The following is a 21,244-nucleotide window of genomic DNA, read 5'->3' as shown; positions in this document are numbered from 1 at the left end:
CTTGTGTTTGCGGGCTGGCTCGCGGGGCTGTTCGCCGCGCCGCGGGCGGAACCGCATATTTTTTTGTGCGGTTCTTGTGTGTTTGCGCGGCGTAGGCCGGTCGTGCGAATGGAGATGGTCGCGCAAACGGCGACAGGTTGTGCGCTCTGCACATCTGCCGTTCGACACCAAATCTCCCTCCCTTACCACTAGGGCGCTAGGGCGCAAAAATACACGATAGCCAGCCACCAAACCCGTTTTGGCACATCTCTCGCGCAATCTGCATGATACACGCTCGTGAAAAGCCTATTCGCACAACTCCCCCCTATGAATGATGCATTTTTGCGCGATGGCTGCCGGCAACAATCGTTCCTCGGAAAACACTAGAGAGGCTCTTGCGGCGCTCCGATTCACATGTGCTTTCGAGGGAAAGTACTTAGGCGATCATACGGCGCTCCGACGTCCATGTGCTTTCGAGGGAAAGCACTTAGGCGATCATTCGGCGCTTCGACATCCATGTGCTTTCGAGGGAAAGTACTTAGGCGATCATTCGGCGCTTCGACGTCCATGTGCTTTTGAGGGAAAGTACTTAGGCGATCATACGGCGCTTCGACGTCCATGTGCTTTCGAGGGAAAGCACTTAGGCGATCATACGGCGCTCCGACTCACATGTGCTTTCGAGGGAAAGTACTTAGGCGATCATTCGGCGCTCCGACGTCCATGTGCTTTCGAGGGAAAGTACTTAGGCGATCATACGGCGCTTCGACGTCTATGTGCTTTCGAGGGAAAGTACTTAGGCGATCATTCGGCGCTTCGACTCACATGTGCTTTCGAGGGGAAGTACCATAAGTTTTGCGCTTTATCGAGCCCTATTCAAGCTATCGAAATTCAGCGTGGGCTTCAAAAAGTAGTTTGTGATTATTTTCACTTTATCTATTGCATTCCTCTGCGGAGTGGCGTATATTGGATTCATCAAGACATTGTGATTTAAATCACAATATGTGGAGCGAGATTATTCAGTCAGAATCTTGAGCGGGAATCGGGTAACTCTTAGGCTACGATTGCTACGATGCCACGGATGCTCGCTCACCTTTTCGCCAACTATGTGAATTTTATCACAATAATTGAACGCAAGGAGGACTTCCTTATGAAAATCGTCGTTATCGGCTGCACACACGCCGGCACAGCTGCCACCATCCAAATGGCCAAACGTTATCCCGACGCAGAAATCACCGTGTACGAGCGCAACGACAACATCTCGTTCCTGTCGTGCGGCATCGCGCTTCATGTAGGCGGCGTCGTGCAAAATGCGGAAGAGTTGTTCTACGCCCACCCCGACACGCTCGCCGAGCTCGGCGTGAACACGCGGATGCGTCACGACGTGCTCGCCGTCGATACGGTATACAAGACCGTAACCGTCCGCAACTTGGAGACCGAAGAGGTGCTCGTCGACAGCTACGACAAGCTCGTCGTCACGACCGGCTCGTGGCCGATCGTCCCGCAGATGCCGGGCATGGATCTCGACCGGGTGCTCCTGTGCAAAAACTACGCGCATGCCCAGACCATCATTGAAAAGGCGGCGACCGCCAAGCGGATCACCGTCGTCGGCGCCGGCTATATCGGCGTCGAGCTGGTCGAGGCGTTCCATCAGCTGGGCAAAAGCGTGACGCTCATCGACAATACGCCGCGAGTCATGTTCAAGTACCTCGACAAGGCGTTCACCGACATCGTCGAAGCCGATATGAAGGAACGCGGCGTCAGGCTCGCGCTCGGCCAGACGGTGACGGCCCTTGAGGGGCTAGAAGGCAAAGTCGCCCGCGTCGTCACGACGGAAGGCGCGTACGATTCGGACCTCGTCATCCTCTGCATCGGCTTCCGTCCGAATACCGACCTGCTCAAAGGCCAGGTCATGATGCTGCCGAACGGCGCGATCGTCGTCGACGAATTCATGCGCACGAGCTGCCCCGACGTATACGCCGCCGGCGACAGCTGCGCGATTCGCTACAACCCGACCGGGAAGGCCGCCTACATCCCGCTGGCGACCAACGCCGTCCGCATGGGGACGCTGGTCGCCATGAACATCATGGAGCCGCGCGTCAAGTATATGGGCACGCAGGGCACGTCGGGCATCCGGATGTTCGACCTCAACATCGCTTCGACCGGCATGACCGAGCAGGCCGCCGTCGATGCGGGGCTCAAGATAAGGACGACGACGGTCAGCGACAACTACCGGCCGGAATTCATGCCGACGTACGAACGGGCGCTGGTCAAGCTCGTCTACGAAGCGGACGGCGGACGCCTGCTCGGCGCGCAGGTGCTGTCGAAGGCGGATCTGACGCAGTCGGCCAATACGCTGTCGGTATGCATCCAGAACAGGATGACCGTTGAGGAGCTCGGATTCGTCGACTTCTTCTTCCAGCCGCATTACAACAAACCCTGGAACCTGCTGAACCAGGCGGGCCTGCAGGCGGCGGCGGAGCTGGAAGCGGAGAAAGCCGGCACGATAGCTGGCGCCTAAGCTAGAGACGGCGACCAGGCAGAAAAAGGCGATGCGGAGCCCGCTCGGGCTAGAAACGCATCGCCTTTTTTCATGTCATGCCGCGATTACAGTCTCGCGTGCCTGACCTGCAGCAGCTGCCCCACCTTTTCGAACAAAGCGGCATTGTGCCCGACCGACAGCGCGCAGTGATGCGTCGGCGCTTCGGCGAACCATCTCGTCAAGTACGCGTCCGGATGTTCGCGGAAACGGACCGGCGTCTGCGTGTTGCCGATGCGCATGATCGGCCCGTCGGTCGATTCGCCTTCGCCGCTGATCAGCTTCAGCCTGCCGTCTCCCGTCTGCGTCACGTTCAGCGTCGTGACCGGACCTGGCGCGACCTTGGCTTCGACCGAGACGCCGGTGCCCTGTTTGCCGTGGTACAGCCCCATCCCGCGCAGAATCGGCTTGCCTTCGGCAATCGCGATATGGAACGGCCCGTCGTGACCGAGCAGAATGGTGCCGTCCACATAATCCGTGACCACAATCTCCGAAAAACTGCCGCCTGTGCCGAGAATGTCGCAAATTTTCATCGCCACGGCCGTTTTCAGATCGCCTTCGCCCGAGCATGGAATGCCGCGGGCCGTGAGCAGCGAATGCCCGACGATGAACCCGCCCTGCAGCTTCTCGTACGCGCCGCCCGGCGCGCCGTGATAGTAGTAGGCCAGCGCATCCAGATCGTATTCCCGGACCAGCTTCTCTTGCGCCGCAGCCACCCGGCACGACCATTCGAGCTGTTCGTCGGTAGGCCGTCTTGCGATCGGATCGGAGGGCGAATCGCCGCTGATCTCGAACATTTCCCGCACTTCCGCCAGCTTGCGCGCAACCTCGTCCGCCGTCACCGATTGAAGCTGACGGTCCAGATCGCACATTTCCAGCACCTCGACGTGCATGCCGGTCTGCGCCTGGATCATCGTGAAGTCGCTGTACATATCCAGCATCCCGCTGTACGTATTGCCCAAAAACCCGAACCGGCTGTGCCGGAGCGTCCGCGGCACCGCTGCCGCCTGGGCCCACGCCCGGATCTCCAGCCATGCGCGAATCGCTTCCTCCCGCTCATGGGTAATCTCGTTCGTCAGGGAACCGGCCGGCGTGGCGGCCAGCCCGAGCAAGCCGTTCACGACGCGGAAAGGAATGCCCGCCCTGTTGAACGCGTTGGCGAACTCGGGTACCGGACAGGCGCCGCAATGCGCCAGCCACTCGCCCGTCGTCGTCGCTTCATAATTGATGCGTTCGGTCGGCTGCAAATTCAAAAATACGACGGGAGCTTTGTTGATCTGATGCACGGGCAGGACGGTTGCGCTCGTCGAATACGTGGCCGCATGGCAAAACACCAGGTCGACGTCCCGAAGGTTCAGCCACTCGCCTGCGCGGCGGCCCTCGCCTTCCGTATCGACCAGTCCGAAGTTGAACACGTCCGCCCACCCGGACAAGCGGCCTTCGATAAACTTTCCGTAGCCCTCCAGACGCTCGCGCAACCCGGGAAACTGATCCCAATAGGCGCGCAGGCCGACGGAATAAAGACCGATCCGCGCTTTTCGCGGCGGCTTGATCGGCTGCAGCAGGGACATGACCATTCCTCGTTTCCTCGTTTAATCATACCTTTCTCACCAAATTGTAAACGGTTATAATCCTTATATCATCGAAGAATGTTGACCAAAAATACGACGATCTTGCAAGGAGGGCGATTCCCTTGCCCGCTTCTTACGTCAACGTCTCTCCCGCCTGGTCCGCGGATTCGGTCAGATTGATCGCTACGCCGTCGGAGTTCGCGCGCTCCGCCTACTACTTCGTCCAGGAGGTCGGGCACTTTCATGCGGCCGTCCCTTACTTTACCGAGCGCGAGGGAATCGACTCTTATCTGGTCGTCTATACGGTAGCGGGATCCGGGCGGCTCACGTATCGGGACAAATCGTACAGTCTCGCCAGCGGACAAGCGTTTTTTATCGACTGCAGGACCTATCAGCATTATTCCGCCTATGGAGACGGAACCTGGGAGCTGCTCTGGGTCCACTTGAACGGCAACCAGGCAAGCCGTTATTACGAAGCTTTCTGCGGCTATTCGCCGGCACCCGTCGTCGATGCAGGCGGCGGCTCGGTCATCCCCGGACGCATCCGGGAGTTGATCGGCCTTCATCGCGCTCGTTTCGCGCACACCGAATTGCTGAGCTCCAGGCTGCTGACCGACGTTCTGACGGAGCTGGTCGTCATCGCTTCGGGCAGCGGACCGTCGCCGGGAGACGTGCCGGCCTACGTCAATCAGGCGGTCCGGACGATCGATTCGAGATACGGGGAAAAGCTGACGCTCGATTCGCTGGCGGCGGCGCTGGCGGTCAGCAAGTTTAATCTGTCGCGGGCTTTTAAGCGGTATATCGGGCTCGCGCCCATCGCCTATCTCATCGAGGTGCGCATCAACCACGCGAAGGAATATTTGAAATATTCGGATGCGCCGATCGCCGAGATCGCGGAGCGGGTCGGGATCGACAACGTCAGCCATTTCATCGATCTGTTCAAGAATCGGACCGGCTTGACCCCGCTTGCGTACCGCAAGCAATGGAGCAGCCGCTGAGCCGCGGCGCAAAAAAGGCTTGGCGCGCGATCGCCCTCCACAACGGGCCGATTCGCAAGCCAAGCCTTTTTTACATGCGAAGAACCGATTCAGTCTCCGACCGCGCCGCAGCATTTCTTGAACTTCTTGCCGCTGCCGCAGGGACAGGGATCGTTGCGCCCGATCTTGCGGCCGGTCTGGATCGAGATGACGTCGGCATGATGGGATCGCTGCGGCATCGCAAGCACGTTGGACGGCACGCCGCCGCCCACGGTCATTTGAAGCTCGTCCGGCCGATGTCCCTTCAGCACCCATTGCCGCGTGCCGTTGTTCAACCGGGCAAGCAGCCCGCCGACCTCCTGGACCGTTTGCCCATCCTCGATCGAAAACTCGAACTGCAAAATTTCGAACGCCGCGCTCATCGACTTGCCGTTCTTGAACGTATCGGCGCAGATCTCGACGATCGTGTCCGCTTCCAGCATGTCTACCGCGTATTCGTTCGCCAGATACCCGGCCAGCTCCTGATGCGCCTTCGTCCGTTCGACGTATTCGGGCTCGCCCGCCTTCAGCAGCTCCGCCTTGGCGAATTCGCGGTAAGGCAGCTCCCGCCGCGCCTGCTGAATGCGCAGCAGCTCCCGAGGCTCTTCGACGTCTAGATTCGCATACAGGCCGTCTTCGTCGAAGTCGAACATCGCACGGAAATCCAAGGCATCGACGAGCACCTCGAACAGGTCGGGACCGTCCTCCGGCGTTTCTCCCGTCAGCGCGATCAAACGGGCTTCCAACTCGGATTCTTCGAGGACGCCATAGTAGTACAGAAGCCCCTGCGTGAGCTTGATGTGTTCCGTGTTGCGTTTCACCTGGGCCGGCGTGCCGGACAGCCCTTCCAGCCTGGCGAACCGTTCGACCAACTCGGTCGGCATGACCAGCGACTTCTTGCCCTTCACCTCTCCGGGAAACGCGATTCCCCGCTCGGCTAAATAGTAAGCGACCGGCCCGGATTCCGGAGGCTCCGTCATCAGACCGTTATTTTTGACCAGCTTGCGAATGAGCGACCACCGTTCCTCGTCCCAAAGCCGGGTCGATTCGGCGGCGTGATCGGCCAACGCGGGCAAGAGCCCGCCGACAAGCGCGTCTTTATCTTTTTCGTTCTCCCAGTCGTATAGCTTGAGCAGTCTCGCCATTTTTTGCAGCGATTCGCGCGTCTGTGGCATCAAAGCGTCCTTCAGCGCCAGCGGCCAAGCCAAAGCCGGCCACTCGCCGTTAAGCTTCATATGATCTGCCATCATCATCCTACTTCCGTTTTAATAAAAACAAGCCCGATCGACGAACGCCGGGCCTTTTGCCGAACCCTGCGCAGAACGCTTCAGACGCCCGTACGTTTCTTCTGGTTGTTCGGCTTCTTTTTGATTTGGCTGCGCATCTGCTTCACGTCTGTCGAGAAGCCGCTCTGCTGTCCGCCGCCATGCGCGGCTTCCTGCTTTTTCTGGGCCAGCCGCTGCTTCATCGCTTCCGCCAGGCTGATTTTTTTCTGTCCCGGCTTGTCCGCGGAGGCGGACGCGTTCGGATCGCTGGATTGTGTCATGCTCATCGCACCCCATTGTTAATCGCGATTTGTCGCGTATCAAGCTTTTTTCATTATAACGCGGGTACGCAAAAAAGAGCCACGCCTTTGAGGGGCGGGGCTCAGCGGATTGGCCCGAAGCCGAAACGAAATTCAGGGCCGGCCGAATTCGAAGTCAGATACGTTCTCCCGGCGGCAGCGGGCCGTCCTCGGACAAAATGCGCGGCAGCTCCCGGTCGATCGCCTGGTTGCGGATGGCGCTGTCCGCTACATTGTCGTCGGCGGGCGAGTTGGCGACGACGTCGTCGGCCAAGCCGTTGTCATGGCCGATCAGCAGCAGGAACCGCCCTTTGTCCACTTCGGGCGCGTACTCCATCGCTTCCCCGTTCGAGAGGCCAATCTCCTCGAGCCGTCCCGACAGTTCGCTGTCCCCGCCGGCCTTGAAGATGCGCTTGACCTTGCCGAGCAGCGAATCCGAGCCTGCGCCGGCCCCTTCTACCGCGACGAGATCCGCCGCCTGTCCCAGGTTGCCGAGGCTCCACGACTCCTCCCGGTCCGCGACGACCGTCAGATCGTGGTCGGAATGCCCCCCTTATTTTCAAGGACTGAATCGCGTCGATGACTTCCTTGCTCGTGTCGAATACGCCGTATACGGTCATGGACATCTGGGCTACCTCCGTTTGCTGTACATAGGATATTCAACTTTACCCTCGGCGACCGCGGATTAATCGTTGAAGGAATTGTCATCCTACAGGGTACTTAATAATGATTCGCCACAACGCGCAACAGGACGAAGGAGGACGAAACGAAAATGCGGGCGGTAACCTTCCAGGGAAGCAAAGATATCCAGGTCAAAGAGGTCGAAGATCCGAGGCTCAAGCAAAAAGACGACATCATCGTTCGCATCACGTCCACGGCGATATGCGGCTCCGATCTGCATATTTATCTGGGGGGGCATGCCTACGCGCAAGGACTTCGTCATCGGCCACGAGCCGATGGGCATCGTCGAAGAAGTCGGACCCGAAGTGACCCGCGTCAAAAAAAGGCGACCGGGTCGTCATTCCTTTTAACGTGTCTTGCGGCAAATGTTATTATTGCGAGCACGACATGGAGAGCCAGTGCGACAACTCGAACCCCCACCCGCCGCTAAAGGAGATCGACGCCGGCGGCTACCTCGGCTATACCGAGCGCTACGGCAATTATCCGGGCGGTCAGGCCGAGTACCTGCACGTGCCGTACGGGAACTTCATGCCGCTCGTCATCCCCGAATCGTGCGAGCTTCCGGACGAGGCGCTGCTCTTCCTGTCCGACGTGCTGCCGACCGCGTATTGGAGCGTCGAGAACGCCGGCGTGAAGCCGGGCGACACCGTGACCGTGCTCGGGTGCGGGCCCGTCGGACTGATGGTGCAAAAGTTCGCCGCCATGAAAGGCGCGATGCGGATCATCGCGGTCGACAACGTCCCTTATCGTCTCGAGCACGCGCGCAGGATGAACAACGTCGAGACGATCAATTTCGACGAGCATGACGAGGTTGCCCTGCACATTCGCGAGATCACGCGGGGCGGCACGGACGTCGTCATCGACTGCGTCGGCATGGACGGCAAGAAAAACGCGCTCGAGAAAATCGGTCAAAAGCTGAAGCTGCAGGGCGGCACGCTCAGCGCGATCGATATCGCGATGGACGCGGTCCGCAAGTTCGGCACGATCCAGCTGACGGGCGTGTACGGCGCGCTGTACAACATGTTTCCGCTAGGCCACATGTTCGAGCGCAACCTGACCGTGAAAATGGGACAGGCGCCGGCCATCCACTACATGCCGAAGCTGTTCGACATGATCGTCAAAGGCGAGTTCGACCCGACCGAGATCGTGACGCACCGCGTCCCGCTCGAAGAGGCGAGCGATGCGTACAAAATTTTTAACAACAAGGAAGACGGGTGCATCAAGGTCGTGCTGAAGCCTTAGTGAGAGGCGGGGCGGGCTGTCAGGGAAGAGAGGTAGTGCTGACAGGTAGTGCTGACAGGTAGTGCTGACAGGTAGTGCTGACAGGTAGTGCTGACAGGTAGTGCTGACAGGTAGTGCTGACAGGTAGTGCTGACAGGCAGGACGGTGCTGACAGGCAGGGCGGATGGGCAGTAGGGATAGGCTGTGCGGAAAGGCTGCGCGGACAGCAGAAAGGACAGCCCTTCGTTCGGGGTCGAGCGGAGGGCTGTTTGGCGTCGCTGGCTTTGGTATAATGAACGGAAAGCGTAGCGGACTGAGCGTCCGCTATTTTGTTCGAATCACGCTTTGAAGAGCCGCGCACGGACCGAGCAGACGTTATTTCGCGTAAAACGCCGTTAACCGCCACATAACTTACGAATAACGGCTCCTGAGTCCGCTGCCGCCTGCACAATGAGGTTTTGCGCATAAATAACGGCTTCCGGGTCCGATTCCGTCCCACTGTCATGGCTTCCCTCGTTCACACAACCCATCGTAAAGTAAAGGAGCTCCCGTACGCGCATGTCGATCGCCAACCAACGCGAGGCCGAAGACCTCATCTACCGCTCCTATCTGCGCGCCGCCCCGCATCTGCCGTCTGCGGGCGACGAGCGGGTCCGCCATCCGCAGTTGACCCGCCGCCTGCTCGATCTGCTCGGCGCGCCGGATCGCGGGAGGCGATTCGTGCTCGTGACCGGCAGCAAAGGAAAAGGCTCGACCTCGCGTCTCCTCTCCTCCTTGCTCAGCCATCTGGGCTGCAAGGTCGGCCTGTTCACCTCGCCACACCTGGTCGACTACCGGGAGCGGATGCGGATCGACGGCCGGGCGATCGGCGAAGCGGACTTCGTGCGGCTGGTCCGTCGGATCGAGCCCGCTTGGACGGAGATCGAGCGCGGCTTGGATGCGGCTGCCTATCAAGGTCCGGTCGGCGTATCGCTGGCGATCGCGGTCAACTGGTTCGCGGAGCAAGGCACCGACATTAATGTCATCGAGTGCGGAAGAGGCGGACGCTATGACGACGCCAACGTGCTCGCGAACGAGTGGGCCGTCGTCACGGCGATCATGGAGGAACATGTCCGCGAGCTCGGCCCCGGCCTTGGCGACATCGTCCGGCATAAGCTGGGGATCGCGAAGTCTGCGGACACGCGGTTGTACATCGGGGAGCAGCGAGACGACACGCTCGATGCGATCAAGATGGAGTTGGAGTTGAAGTGCCGAACCGAGCGCACGGCGATCGCAGGCGAGGCTTTTATCGCCGAGCGTGTTGGCGTGTCCGCACGGGGAACGACGTTCGACGTCCGCACCGGACGGGCGCTGTACCGAGGGTTGTCGCTGCCGCTGCTCGGCGCGTTCCAGGCCGACAATGCGGCGCTTGCGGTACAGGCGTGCGAGGATATCGCAGGCGCGGCGCTCGATCCCGCGACGGTCGCCGCCTGCTTCGCCGGCCTGCAATGGCCCGGCCGCTGCGAGATCGTGAGCCGCGAGCCGCTCACGATCGTCGACGGCGCGATCCATCGCGACTCCGCCGCCTACCTGGCGGGCGTCGTACGCTCGCTGGGCCTTGGAGCCGGCGCCCGGGTCGCGGCGGTCGTCGGCGTGCCCAAAGACAAGGACTATGCCGGCGTCATCGAGACGCTGGCACAAGTAGCGGGCCGCATCCTCGTGACGCGGCCGGATGTCAGCCACCTCGCGTTCCCGGAGGACGCGCTTGAGGTGGCCAAGCTTTATTGTCCGGAAGGCTGCGCCGCCTACCCGCTGCTCGCCGACGCGCTGGACGCCCTACGCGAAGGCCCGCTGCCCGACTGCATTCTCATCGTCGGGACGCAGACGCTGATCGGCAATGCGAAGCGGCTGTATGGCCAGGATTTGGAGGATATCGGGAAGTAAATACAAAAAAGAGCGCCGCCGATTCCATTGTGGAACCGAACGGCGCTCTTGTCTTTAGCCCTTCCTCGAATAAATCATACGATCCAGATTGCCGATATACAGCAAGCTGGAAGTCGTGCTTCCCTTGAAGACAACGCAGAGCGTCTGCTTGCCGGTGAGCGTCCGGTTCAGCGCGGCGCCGGCTGTCTTGTACGAGCCCCAGCCGCTGCCCGTATTCGGCAGGCTGACGGCGCCGACGAGCTCGCCGTTCTTGTCGTTCAGCCGAATCTCGGCGACGACGTCGGCGGGCACCCGGTTCGTCGGCGCGTCATAGACGATGTCGACGTAATTTTTGCCGAGCGTGCCGAACTCGAGATCCTTGTAGGTCAGCCACGCGCCGGTGAAGGTGTTGCCGACCGTGGTGCCGCCGTTGTTGCCTTCCGTTTTAAGCGGATTGTTGTTGAACGTGTTTTTGTCCGTCGACCACTCGCTGCGGCTCTCGAACTCGACGTTGAGATCGGGCTCGCTGAGCGAGAAGGCCGCGTTGTCGAAGTTGCCGATATACTTGTAGGTGGGCGTCGACGTGCCCGTGAGCACGAAATACACGTCCTGTACGCCGGACAGCTTCTTCGTCAGATAGGCTGTCGCAGTCTTGTACGTGCCCCACGCGCCGGCCGTCGGCGGCGTCAGCACCTTGCCGACCAGCTCGCCGTCCGGCGCGCCGAGTCTGACTTCGACCGCGGCATCCGCCGGACAACTCACGGAATTGCCGCTGTACTCGACCGATACTTGGTCGACGCCGGCGTTGCCGAAGTCCATGCGCTTGAACGCCAGCCACGCGCCGTTAAACGTATTTTTAATCTGCTTGCCGCTCTTGCCGTTCTCGGTGGCAAGCGGCGAATTGTTGTACGGATTCAACGCGGTCGACCACGCGTCGTAGCTCTCGAGCTCCAGCTTGGCATAGTCGGTCCGCACCGGCTGCTCCGGCACCGCGAACGAGAACGCCGCATTGTCGAAGTTGCCGATGTACTTGTAGGTCGTGTCCGTCGAGCCGGTAAGCACGAGGTAAACGTCCCTGACGCCGGTCACGGTCTGCGTTAGCGCAGCGGACACGGTCTTGTACGTGCCCCATGCGGCAGCGGTAGGCGGTACGCCGACTTTTCCGATCAGCGTCCCGTCGACGGCATCCAGGTGAACCTCCACCGCAGCATCCGTCGGTACGCTCGTGCTGTTGCCCGAATATTCGACGCTGAACTGATTGACGCCCTCGCTGCCGAAGTCCATATGCTTGTACGCCATCCAGGCGCCTGCGAACGTGTTGGCGACCTGCTGGCCGCTCTTGCCGCCCTCGGTCTTGAGCGGTCCGCCGTTGACGGGGTTCACGCTGTCGGACCAGGCATCGTACTTCTCCAGCTCCAGCTTCGCATAGTCGCCGCGAATCTTCCAGTTGGCGAACGTCATCCGGTCGAAGTTGCCGATATACGGCAGTCCGCTGGTCGTGCTGCCATGCATGACGATATACAGCGTCTGCTTGCCGGTCACGGTCTTCGCAAACTGCGCGTCCGCCGTCTTGTACGACGTCCACTCGCCGCCCGTGCTCGGAAGAGCGACGGTGCCGAGCAATTCGCCGTCCACGCTGCCGAGGCGAACCTCCAGCCTGGCGTCGGCCGGCACCTTCGCGGCAGGAGCCGCATATTCGACCGTGATATGATTGGCGCCTTCGGTGCCCAGATCGACATCCGCATAAGCGAGCCATGCGCCGTCGAACGTATTGGCGACGACCGTGCCGCCGTTGCCGTCCTCGGTCTTGAGCGGATTGCCGTTAAACGTATTCACGGCAGCGCTCCACTCGCTGCGGCTCTCGAATTGCACCTCGCCGGGGTCCGTCGCAGGCGGCTCGTCCGGCTGAATCGGATCGAGCGGCGGCAGCGCCGGCTTGACCGGAATCGGCAGCGGATCGGGCAGCGGCTCCGGCTGCTCGGGCGGTTCTTCGCCCGGCGCGGGCTTCGGCTCCGGCTCCGATACGACCGGCTCGGCGAGCCACAAGGAATCGTAGATGTCGCCGTCAAACGCGTCGACCAAATATACGTTTACCTTGAACTTTTTGGCGTTTACGTTAAAAATCTGCGATACCTCGAACCCGCCGGCCTCGACCGGCATGGCGCTGCTCACCCAGGCCTGGTCGTTGCCGTCCATCAGCTGGATGACCGCGTAAGCAGATCCCTCATAGTCGCCCTTCAGCGTCCCCGTGACGCGGACGTCCATATTGCCTTCCCGCCCGACGTCAGCCTGCAGATCGTAGACGTTCCACTGAATATCCGACGTATAAGCCGCATCGGAGAGCAATGCCGACCCCGAGGTCACGCCCCGCGTATCGTCGGCCTTGATCCGCACCTGCACCTGACCGGCACGGTAGGCGAGCGGTCCGACGGTCTGCGGGTTGGCGGTCGCCGGCTTCCAGCTCTGTCCGCCGTTCACGCTGAACTCATAATCCTTGGCCTGTTCGAAGCCGGAAACGTACGTCCAGCCGAACGTATTGGCCGTATCGTCCTGGACCGGCGCGGTCGGCGCCGCCGGCTTGACCATCGGAACGACGGCCTCCAGTCCCAGATCGAAGGCGATGTCCGAGCTGGTCGCGTTCACCTGGTGAACCTCGGCGGCCAGCACGTTCGTGCCTGCGACCAGGTAAGAAGGATCGATTGGATACACGTTTACGTTTCGCTCGTCTCCGACCGTCGCATTGGCGTAGGTGCCGTAGCTCACGGTGCCCGACGGCATGTTCGTACGGATAATCTCGCGCCCGTTCAGGTACACGACGGCCCCGTCGTCGCGGATCAGACTGGCGTTCAGCTGGATGAGCTGCTTGGGATCCGCCACCTCGAACGTCTTGCGGAAATACGTAGTCGGATACTTGTTGTTGGCATCCGGGCCGTAGCTCGTCTTCGTTTTCGCATAGTTTTTACTGTCGTAGCCGAGCGGCGCCGCGCCGGCGGCCCAGCCGCTGTCGTCGAACGAGCGTCCCGTCCATCCGTTTGCGGCCGCCTGACCTTTGTCCAGATACTTCCACTCCGCTCCTGCGGGGACAAGCGTCTGGCGTGCCAGCGCATTGTCGACCGTCGCGCCGTAGTCGGCCGTCGGCGGAGCCGCGCTTGCGGCAGCGCCCCAGCTCGTGTTGGGCGCCGCGCCCATCTCGAACGAGATCGTGCCGCCGGCCATCATGTCATCATAATTGATCCAGGCCTGATTGAAGTCGGCGCCGTTCAGCTTCGCCGATTGAATGAAGCGGTTTTCGCTCGAAACGTTGTTCGCCTTGATCGTGAACGTCTTGCCGCCGTCCAGATGCAGCGTCATCTCGTCGAAGATCGGCGAGCCGATCAGGAAGTACGGATCGCCCGGATTGGCCGGGTAAAGACCCATCGCGCTGTAGACGAACCAGGAGGACATGCCGCCCGCATCGTCGTCCATCGACGGCAGATAGCCTTCCGGATCGTCGCGGTAGACGCGCGATTGGATCGGGTAAGCGTACGGACCGTGGTTGTGATACTTTTGCGTGACGACTTCCGTGGTGAATTCGCGCGCGTAATACTGGGTCAGGTAAGGATGTCCCAGGTAGTTGAACAAATAAGGAACCTGCAAATCCGGCTCGTTGATCGCCATATATTCGTCGATCGCGAAGAAATGCTGCAGATCCTGCGCCATCGCCTGCTTGCCGCCCATCAGGTCGGCCAGCCCGCCGACGTCCTGCGGCACGAACCATCGGTACGTCCACAGGTTGCCCTGGTAAGCGTACTTGTCCACCGCCGTGACGTCGGTCCTTGCGACCGTCTGGGCGTTCGGGGTGAAAAAGCCGCGCTTGTCGCCTTTCTCGTCGACCTGATTGGCGTTCCATAGCGACTTGTAGGACAAGGCGACCGCTTTGTATTTTTCGTAGGTCGTCTTATCTCCGAGCATTGCGGCCAGCTTCATCGGGAAGTAGGCGCTGTACGCCTTTTCCAGCTTGCCCGAGATCTCGCCGTCGCTCACCGTATAGTTGTCCGTGTCGACCGCCATGCCCTGAAGCGCCTTGTACGCGTCGAAATCGGCGAAGCCCTTCGCGTAGGCGTCCAAAATGACCGCGCCGTTGAACTCGTTGCGCACGGTCGGGCTCGGCCAGTAGCCGTCTCCCCCACTGCACGTACGAGCCTCGGGTGCTGTACAGGTCGACCATCGACTTCACCATGTTTTCGTACCGCTTCGGATCGAGCACCGAATACAGCGCGTACTTGCGGAAGTCGTCCCAGGTCGACCAGCCGTTGTAGTACTCGAAGTCCTCGCCCAGCTCGGAGGCCTGGCGAATCGTGTTTTCGTCCCGGCCCGCGCGGAACGTGCCGCTTGAGCTCGTGACGTTTTTCGGATGAAGGAAGGAATGGTACAGCTGGGTGTAGAACACCCGCTTGTTTTCCTCGTCGTCGTCCTTGATCTCGACCTTGTTCAAGACATCGCTCCAGGCGCTTCGCGTGCGCTGATGCTGCGCCTCGAAGTCCCAGTCCGGAATGTCGTGCGAACGCTCGTACTTCGCCTGCTCGACGCTGATGGTCGACAGACCGACCTTCGCCTGGACGACGGCATTGTTTTTCGTGTTAAAGTTCAGCCATACGCCGCTATTGGAGCCGGTTCGGGTCGCCACGGCGCCGACCGAATCGCCCTGCCAGGACGAATATGAGTCGAAGTCATGATCGAACTGGATCGAATAATAGATCGTATAATAGCCGTGTCCGCAAACGTTTTTGGACTGGATCATGCCGCTGATTTCGTTCGCGCCTTCTACCTTCAGGTTGGCGTCCACCATGCCTGCATAAGAGTTGGACAGATCGACCAGCACCGAGCCGGTATCGGTCCCCGGGAACGTATAGCGATGGAAGCCGACGTTGTCCGAAGCGGTCAGGTCGACTTTGACGCCGCTCGCCAGCGTCACGCCGTAATAGCCCGGAGAAGCGTATTCGCTGCGCTTGTCGTATTGCTGCTTGTATTCGCTGCTATTCTTCGTAAAAGAGCGCGTCTCGGGCATCATCAGGATGTTGCCGCCGGCGCCGCTGCAGCCTACGCCGCTGAAGCGAAGCTGGGAGAAGCCCTTCAGGAAGCGGTCCTGATAGTAGTAGCCGCTGAAGGCGCCGCCGTCGCCGTCGGGACCGACGGAAGCCAGGCCGAACGGCATCGTCGGCCCCGGATTGGTCTGCCCGTTGTCACCGAGCGTGTTGATGAATGGATCGACGTAATCGACGGGCAGCAGATCGGCGGCCGGAACCGCGGGAATCTGGTCCGCTTCGACGCCGTAGATCTCGACCTCGTAGAGGCGCGCCGTATTGTTGTCGTAAGCGGCCTGATCGATATAGACGCGGACGTACCGCGCGGAAAACGTCGGCACCTGGCGGTCGACGAGCGTCTGCGCGTTGTTCCGCACGACGTCGATATCTTCCCAGGCCGTGCCGTCGTCGCTGCGTTGAAGGCGGTAGTCTTTCGTATTCCAAAACGGACTGTTCGCAGATTCGCCGATGGCCGCGTTTTTAACGACCCACTGGTTGATATTGTAGGTTTTGCCCAGATCGAGCTTCAGCCATTTCTTTTTAACCTTGGTATTGTCGCACCATTTGGTCGTGAGCTTGCCGTCGACGGCTGCGGACGCCGACTCGTTGGCGTTGCACTTGCCGGAAGCCGTGGCCGTCGAATTAAGGGCGACGTTCCAGGTTTTCGTATATGTGTCGGCAGCGGTCTCTTCCGCCTGCGCCGCGCCCGGCGCCGCCGACGACAAGACGCCGTACAGCAGCAGCGCAGCCATCGCGGCCGCAATCCACCTTTTTTAACATGGGGTTCGGATCCTCCCGCACTTGGATTAGTTCGTGGCGACCGGCAGCAGCCGGTCGATCATCGCGGCGGCTTCGGCGCGCACCACGGGGTTGTTGGGGTTGAACCGCTTCCCGTCGCCTTGCATCAGGCCTTGCGTCGACGCTTGCTCGACGGCGGCGGTCGCCCAGGCGGAGATGTCGGCTTGGTCGGCAAATACAGTCTTGCCTGCGCTTGCCCCGCTTCCGCCGCTCAGGCTGAAGTATTTGGCCGCGCGCACCAGCGCGACCGCCGCTTCCTCGCGCGTGATCTTGTCATTGGGCCTGAAGGCGCCGCCGTAGCCGGACAGAATCCCCAGCGCGGACGCCATGGCGACCGGTTCGGCATAGTACTGGCTTGCTGCGACGTCCTTGAACGATTGAGCAGTCCCGGCAGCGGCAGTCGGCGCTTCGCCCTTCCAGTCGACCGCGCGCATCAGGATCGTCGCGAACTCCGCGCGGGTGATGCTCCGCGACGGCTCGTAATGCGTCGCGTCCACGCCGGTGACGATATGCTTGGCCGCCAGCGAGCGGACCGCCGGTTCGGACCAATGCGACGACAGATCGACGAAGCGCTTGTCGTAATGAAGCACGGCATAGGTCGAGAAGTGCTTCGGCTTAAAGGTAAAAATGCCGTCGCTGACCGTGCCGCCCACATACTCGGCCTGTTCGCCGTTCAAGTAGTAGACGCCTGCCGTTTGCCGGGAGATCGCCGCTGCCTGCTCTGCCGTCAGCTTGATCGTTACCATGGCCTGCTTTCCCAAGTCGTGGATGTCCGAGCTCGCGCTGCCGGACAAGAGCCGGATGTCTACAGAGAGGATGACGCCCGTGGCCTTGAAGGACGCATCCGTACGGATCAATCGATCGATCCGGCCTTGCAAGTCGTCCGTCAACGAGGTATTCAGCGTCAGCCGGACCTTGGATTGTGCGTCGCCGGAAGCGGAGATCGCTCCAGCCGGCAGTCGGATCGTGACATCGCCTGCGGACAGGACCAGTTCCCGGTTGTTGTCGCTTAGCGACTTGAACGAAGAAGCCGGCAGCTCTAACGGCGTGCCGCTTCTGAGAGCGGCCGCAGGCAGCTCGATGGTGACGCTGCCGCCCGGCTGCTTGATCGCGGCGTCCAACGTATCGGCGCCCACGATGTAGCGCCCGTCCTGCGTAAGCTCCGGCTGCGCGACGGATCCGGATGCCTTGCCGGCTCCCGCCGGAATGGCGGCTCCGTTTGCAGGCGCGGTTCCCGGATTCCCGTTGCCGGGGTTGTTGCTGCCCGGATTCTCGTTGCCCGGATTCTCGTTACCGGGGTTCTCGTTGCCCGGGTTCTCGTTGCCGCCGGCGAGCTTATCGACGACCGCGAACGTCTTTTGCGCCGAGTCCGAGCCGTAGCCCGCGATTACCGTATAGGTGCCGTAAGGCGCCAGATCCGGATCGGACGGAATCGTCAGCGTCTTGGCATAGCTGCCGTTCGCCGCCGTGAGCACGTCGACGTAGAAGGTCGTCTTAGCCGGGCTCACGATCTTCAGCGCGACCTGCGCGCCGCTGCCGGCGCCCGTGCCGGACAGCGTGATCGTGCCGCCGCGCAGCACCTCCTTCGCGCTTACGGCAAGCTCGAACGGCGCGGCTGCGTAGCCGGCTGCCGGCGAGAGCGCGAATATCCATAACATGACGGCCGCCACGTATTTCTTCACCGCATTCATTCCTCTCTCTCTGTCCGTCACTGAAGCACCTTCGCTCTCGCCAACTGCTCGGGCAGGCTCAGATTGCTGTCGAATTGATCGAGCACGAGCACCTTCACGCTGTACTCCGCGCCGCTGACATCGAAGTATTGCGCGATGCTGAGCTTGTCCTTCTTGAGCGGCACCGCGTTGATCAATTGCGGCGTGTCTCCCTTGAGCAGCTGGAATACGACATAGGCATCGCCGTCGTACGCTTCCAGACGCTCCACCGTGACGTTCGCCTCAAGCTTGTCCCCTCGCTTCAGCCCGCCTGCGATCTGGTACGTGTCGAGTCTGCCATTGACCGTAAACGGCGCGTCGGAGAGCAGCGGCTCGCCTTCCGCGGTGCCGGCCGTTTCATCGGCTGCAACGCGAACCTGCACTTTACCGGCAGCATAATCCAGATCGCCGACCGGCTGCGGATTAACTGTGGCCCGCTGCCAGGAGACGCCGCCGTCGACGCTGAATTCATAGTCGGACACCTTGTCGTAGCCCGGCACGTTCGTCCAGCCGAACGTATTGCGTCCGTCGTCGACCTTCGGCGCCGTCGGAGCCGCAGGCGCAAGACCTGCCGTGCTCGCGAAAGCCGCGTCCGAATTGTCCCGCTTGTCTACGGATCGAACCGCGAACTTGTAGCCCTTGGACGCGCTCGTCCCTTCTACCGTGTAGCTGTAGTCGGTCTGTCCGGCGGCAACCGGTACGTATACGCTCCAGTTGGCGCCAAGCTTGCCCGTCGCCTCATAGATCCGGAAACCGCGGATCGCGTCGTCCGCGCTGGACGCAGGCATACGCCAGGAGAGCTTCGTCTTGCCGGTTCCCGCCGGGGCTGCCTTCAATTCCTCTACGGTGGCAGGCTTGCCGTCCTTGCGGACGATCGTGTAGGTATCGAACGGCGCGTCTTCGCCCGATTTGTAGGAATCGATCGTGAAGCTGTCCTCCGTCATCCGGATACCCGAGTAGATCGGCTTGTACGGCTGCTCGAAGACGGCGGCATAATAACGATCGACGCCATTTTGAAGATTGTAGTACTTCGTACCGGCCGAGTTGTTGATCATATACAGCGTGCCGTCCGGGTTCAGCGGGTTGCCGCTGGCGTCCTTCTGAATGTTCGCGACCGGCTTGTCGCCGTACATTTGATAGGAACGCATGAACGTATGGTCGTGACCCTGCAGAACGACGTCGATGCCCAGCTCGTCGAATGCCGGGTAGAGCGTATCTCGCAGCGCCAAAATATCGGTGTCCTTCGCATGATTGCCGAGCGAGTAGATCGCCTTGTGGAACGCGACGACCTTCCACTTCTTGTCCGTCTGCGCAACCTCTCTTTTCAGCCACTCGATCTGCTGTCCGAACGATTCCTTCTGGTTGTCGTCCCAACCGATATCCATCGTATTCAGCACCATGATATGCGCGTCGCCGTAGTCGAACGCGTACACGCTGCCCGGCGGCAGCGGCTTCTCGATCGAGTTGTTCGGATAATTGAGGTGGTAGTAGTAGTTATCGTTATAAGGCCCTTCATGATTGCCGACCGCGGCCATCAGCGGCAGGTTCATCAGCAGTTTCTGCGGCTTGCCGAAGTAATCCAGCCACTGCGACTCCAGCGCGCCCGCATCCACCTGGTCGCCGGTCATGACCATGAACTTGGCGTTCGGATAATCGTCCAGCGCGTTGCCCAGCGTATTGGCCCACACCTCGTAATCGTTCGAGTTGGAGCCCTGGGAATCGGTCATGTAGAGGAACTCATAATTGTGATCGTCGTTGCCCTCTGTCGTAAAGCTGCCAGCCTCGCTCCAATGTCCGTCGTTGCCTACCCGATACTGATAAGCCGTGCCTGGCGTCAGGCCGTCCACGAGCACTTTGTGACTGATGAAGGAACCGGTCGTGGAGCTCGTAATCTTGAGGTTCGTCAGCACGCGCGTCTCTTCCGGCTTCCCGACGTAACGCTTCACGTCCTGCGAATCGAACGACTTGCCTGCGGGAACGACCTCGACGATGCTGTCCAAAATGTTGGCCGGCGCCGCGTTCGGCTTGTCGTAAGGCGTGTACCAGGCGAACGAGCGGTTCGTCTTGGCGCTGCCGTACAGCGACATCGCGATCGCGATCGGCTCGTAGTTCATGGCCTCCGAGTTGTTGGAAGGCGTGAAGCGGAAGGCCGCTACCGGGGTGCCGTCCGACAGTTGCAATCCCGCTTGCCCGTCATAGGAGACGTTCAGCCGCTGGCCCGGCTTGACGACCGTTCCCAGATTAAGCGTCAGGGAAGCCGGCGACGCTCCGGCGCCTGCGGCGAGGATCTGAATCGGCTGATCGTCGGCCGTCGCGGTCAGATGATCCTTCAGTCCGGCCGGCGGCGCGCTGAGGTCGGCATACGTGGTCATCGTGACGCTTAAACCGTCCGCGGGAATAAAGCCGGATACGGGTCCTGCATATCCTTCAGGCAAGTAGAAAGCCGAAGCCGGCACGATCTCCTTGGCTATCGTTGGCGTGGACCACCTGAGGTAAAGGTTCGAGCCGCCGAAGTCTTCGAAGTACTCGATCTTGATCTTGTGTTTCGTGCCGCCGGCCAGAGAGACCGGCGCGCTCGTCTGCTCCTTGTCCCAATCGTTCACCCAGTGATCGATGACCGGCTGATCGTCGATCCAAAGTCTGAAGCCGTTATCGCCGGTCATGTAAAACGTATAGTCGCCCGTCTCCGGCGCAAGGAGCCGGCCGGTCCATCGCGCGTTGGCGCTGTCCTGCTTGCCTGTCATGCCCTGCAGCACAGGATCGAGATTCGTAAAATTGATCTGCGAATCGATCGTCGTGCCCTTATAGTCGCCGAAGTCGAAGCTGCCCGTGCCGGCAAAATATTCGCCGAGCAGACCTTGGCCGCCTACGTCGGCCTGCACCGCTCCGTTCAGGCTGGCGCCCGTCTCCGAAGCGACCGTTGTCACGACCGCCGGAGCTCCCGTCGTATTGTCGTTTCCTGCTGCTTGCACCAGGTAATAGCCTCCGGAAAAAACCGAAGTCCACAGCAAGACAGCCGCCAGAAGGCGGCTTGTCCGCGCGGGATTTCTTTTCACTTCCATTCCTCCCAATGAAAAAATCGCCATTCATGAGGTAACCTTACGCTTTGGAAGCGCTGCGCTTATAGACATGGAGTGTAAAGAGGCCGTCAAATTTCGGTAAAACGCAACAGGAAGAGACCGTCGGCGAGGGAAAACTTTTTCT

At 60.7% G+C, this 21,244-nt stretch carries 9 protein-coding genes and 3 pseudogenes; 4 read left to right on the top strand and 8 right to left on the bottom strand.

The window, feature by feature from the left end:
* The first annotated feature begins 1,126 nt into the window (after positions 1 to 1,126).
* Positions 1,127 to 2,497: an FAD-dependent oxidoreductase gene (locus OMP40_RS16570; protein ID WP_277532841.1), complete on the top strand. Its 1,371-nt coding sequence runs from the start codon at positions 1,127 to 1,129 to the stop codon at positions 2,495 to 2,497.
* An 86-nt stretch (positions 2,498 to 2,583) separates the two neighbouring features.
* Here OMP40_RS16570 and OMP40_RS16565 read toward each other — a convergent pair whose 3' ends face one another.
* Complete coding sequence (locus OMP40_RS16565; protein WP_277532839.1) at positions 2,584 to 4,086, bottom strand: L-fucose/L-arabinose isomerase family protein; 1,503 nt, start codon at positions 4,084 to 4,086, stop codon at positions 2,584 to 2,586.
* Between the two features lie 122 nt (positions 4,087 to 4,208).
* On the opposite strand from OMP40_RS16565, the gene OMP40_RS16560 reads away from it, so the two are divergent.
* On the top strand, positions 4,209 to 5,084 hold the full coding sequence (locus tag OMP40_RS16560) for a helix-turn-helix transcriptional regulator (RefSeq protein ID WP_277532837.1): 876 nt from the start codon (positions 4,209 to 4,211) through the stop codon (positions 5,082 to 5,084).
* A gap of 89 nt (positions 5,085 to 5,173) precedes the next feature.
* Here the strand turns inward: OMP40_RS16560 and OMP40_RS16555 are convergent, their stop codons facing one another.
* The 3 genes and pseudogenes from OMP40_RS16555 to OMP40_RS16545 form a co-directional block, all read right to left on the bottom strand.
* On the bottom strand, positions 5,174 to 6,355 hold the full coding sequence (locus tag OMP40_RS16555; protein WP_277532835.1) for a YecA family protein: 1,182 nt from the start codon (positions 6,353 to 6,355) through the stop codon (positions 5,174 to 5,176).
* Between the two features lie 74 nt (positions 6,356 to 6,429).
* A complete protein-coding gene (locus tag OMP40_RS16550; protein WP_277532833.1) occupies positions 6,430 to 6,648 on the bottom strand; it encodes a hypothetical protein in 219 nt (72 codons plus the stop codon).
* A 154-nt stretch (positions 6,649 to 6,802) separates the two neighbouring features.
* Positions 6,803 to 7,204, bottom strand: a pseudogene (locus OMP40_RS16545) (hypothetical protein); the annotation flags it as partial.
* A gap of 234 nt (positions 7,205 to 7,438) precedes the next feature.
* Here OMP40_RS16545 and OMP40_RS16540 point away from each other — a divergent pair.
* Positions 7,439 to 8,589, top strand: a pseudogene (locus tag OMP40_RS16540) (zinc-dependent alcohol dehydrogenase).
* Between the two features lie 537 nt (positions 8,590 to 9,126).
* Positions 9,127 to 10,491 (top strand): bifunctional folylpolyglutamate synthase/dihydrofolate synthase, encoded by a 1,365-nt coding sequence (locus OMP40_RS16535; protein ID WP_277532831.1) that lies wholly within the window; start codon positions 9,127 to 9,129, stop codon positions 10,489 to 10,491.
* 54 nt (positions 10,492 to 10,545) lie between these two features.
* Here the strand turns inward: OMP40_RS16535 and OMP40_RS16530 are convergent, their stop codons facing one another.
* The 4 genes and pseudogenes from OMP40_RS16530 to OMP40_RS16515 form a co-directional block, all read right to left on the bottom strand.
* The gene (locus OMP40_RS16530; RefSeq protein ID WP_277532830.1) at positions 10,546 to 14,607 is read right to left on the bottom strand and encodes a glycoside hydrolase domain-containing protein; all 4,062 of its coding nucleotides are present in this window, start codon (positions 14,605 to 14,607) and stop codon (positions 10,546 to 10,548) included.
* Positions 14,608 to 14,695: 88 nt separating this feature from the next.
* Positions 14,696 to 16,285, bottom strand: a pseudogene (locus tag OMP40_RS16525) (glycoside hydrolase domain-containing protein); the annotation flags it as partial.
* A 54-nt stretch (positions 16,286 to 16,339) separates the two neighbouring features.
* A complete protein-coding gene (locus tag OMP40_RS16520) occupies positions 16,340 to 18,043 on the bottom strand; it encodes an S-layer homology domain-containing protein (RefSeq protein ID WP_277532828.1) in 1,704 nt (567 codons plus the stop codon).
* Positions 18,040 to 21,096 (bottom strand): PA14 domain-containing protein, encoded by a 3,057-nt coding sequence (locus OMP40_RS16515; RefSeq protein WP_277532827.1) that lies wholly within the window; start codon positions 21,094 to 21,096, stop codon positions 18,040 to 18,042. Before OMP40_RS16515 ends, OMP40_RS16520 begins: the two co-directional genes overlap by 4 nt.
* Positions 21,097 to 21,244: the final 148 nt, after the last annotated feature.

The sequence above is a fragment of the Cohnella rhizosphaerae genome (assembly GCF_029525575.1).
GTDB classification, from domain to species: Bacteria; Bacillota; Bacilli; order Paenibacillales; family Paenibacillaceae; genus Cohnella; species Cohnella rhizosphaerae.
The sequence above is the reverse complement of the archived record's forward strand: the minus strand, read 5'-3'. Positions and strand labels throughout refer to the sequence as shown.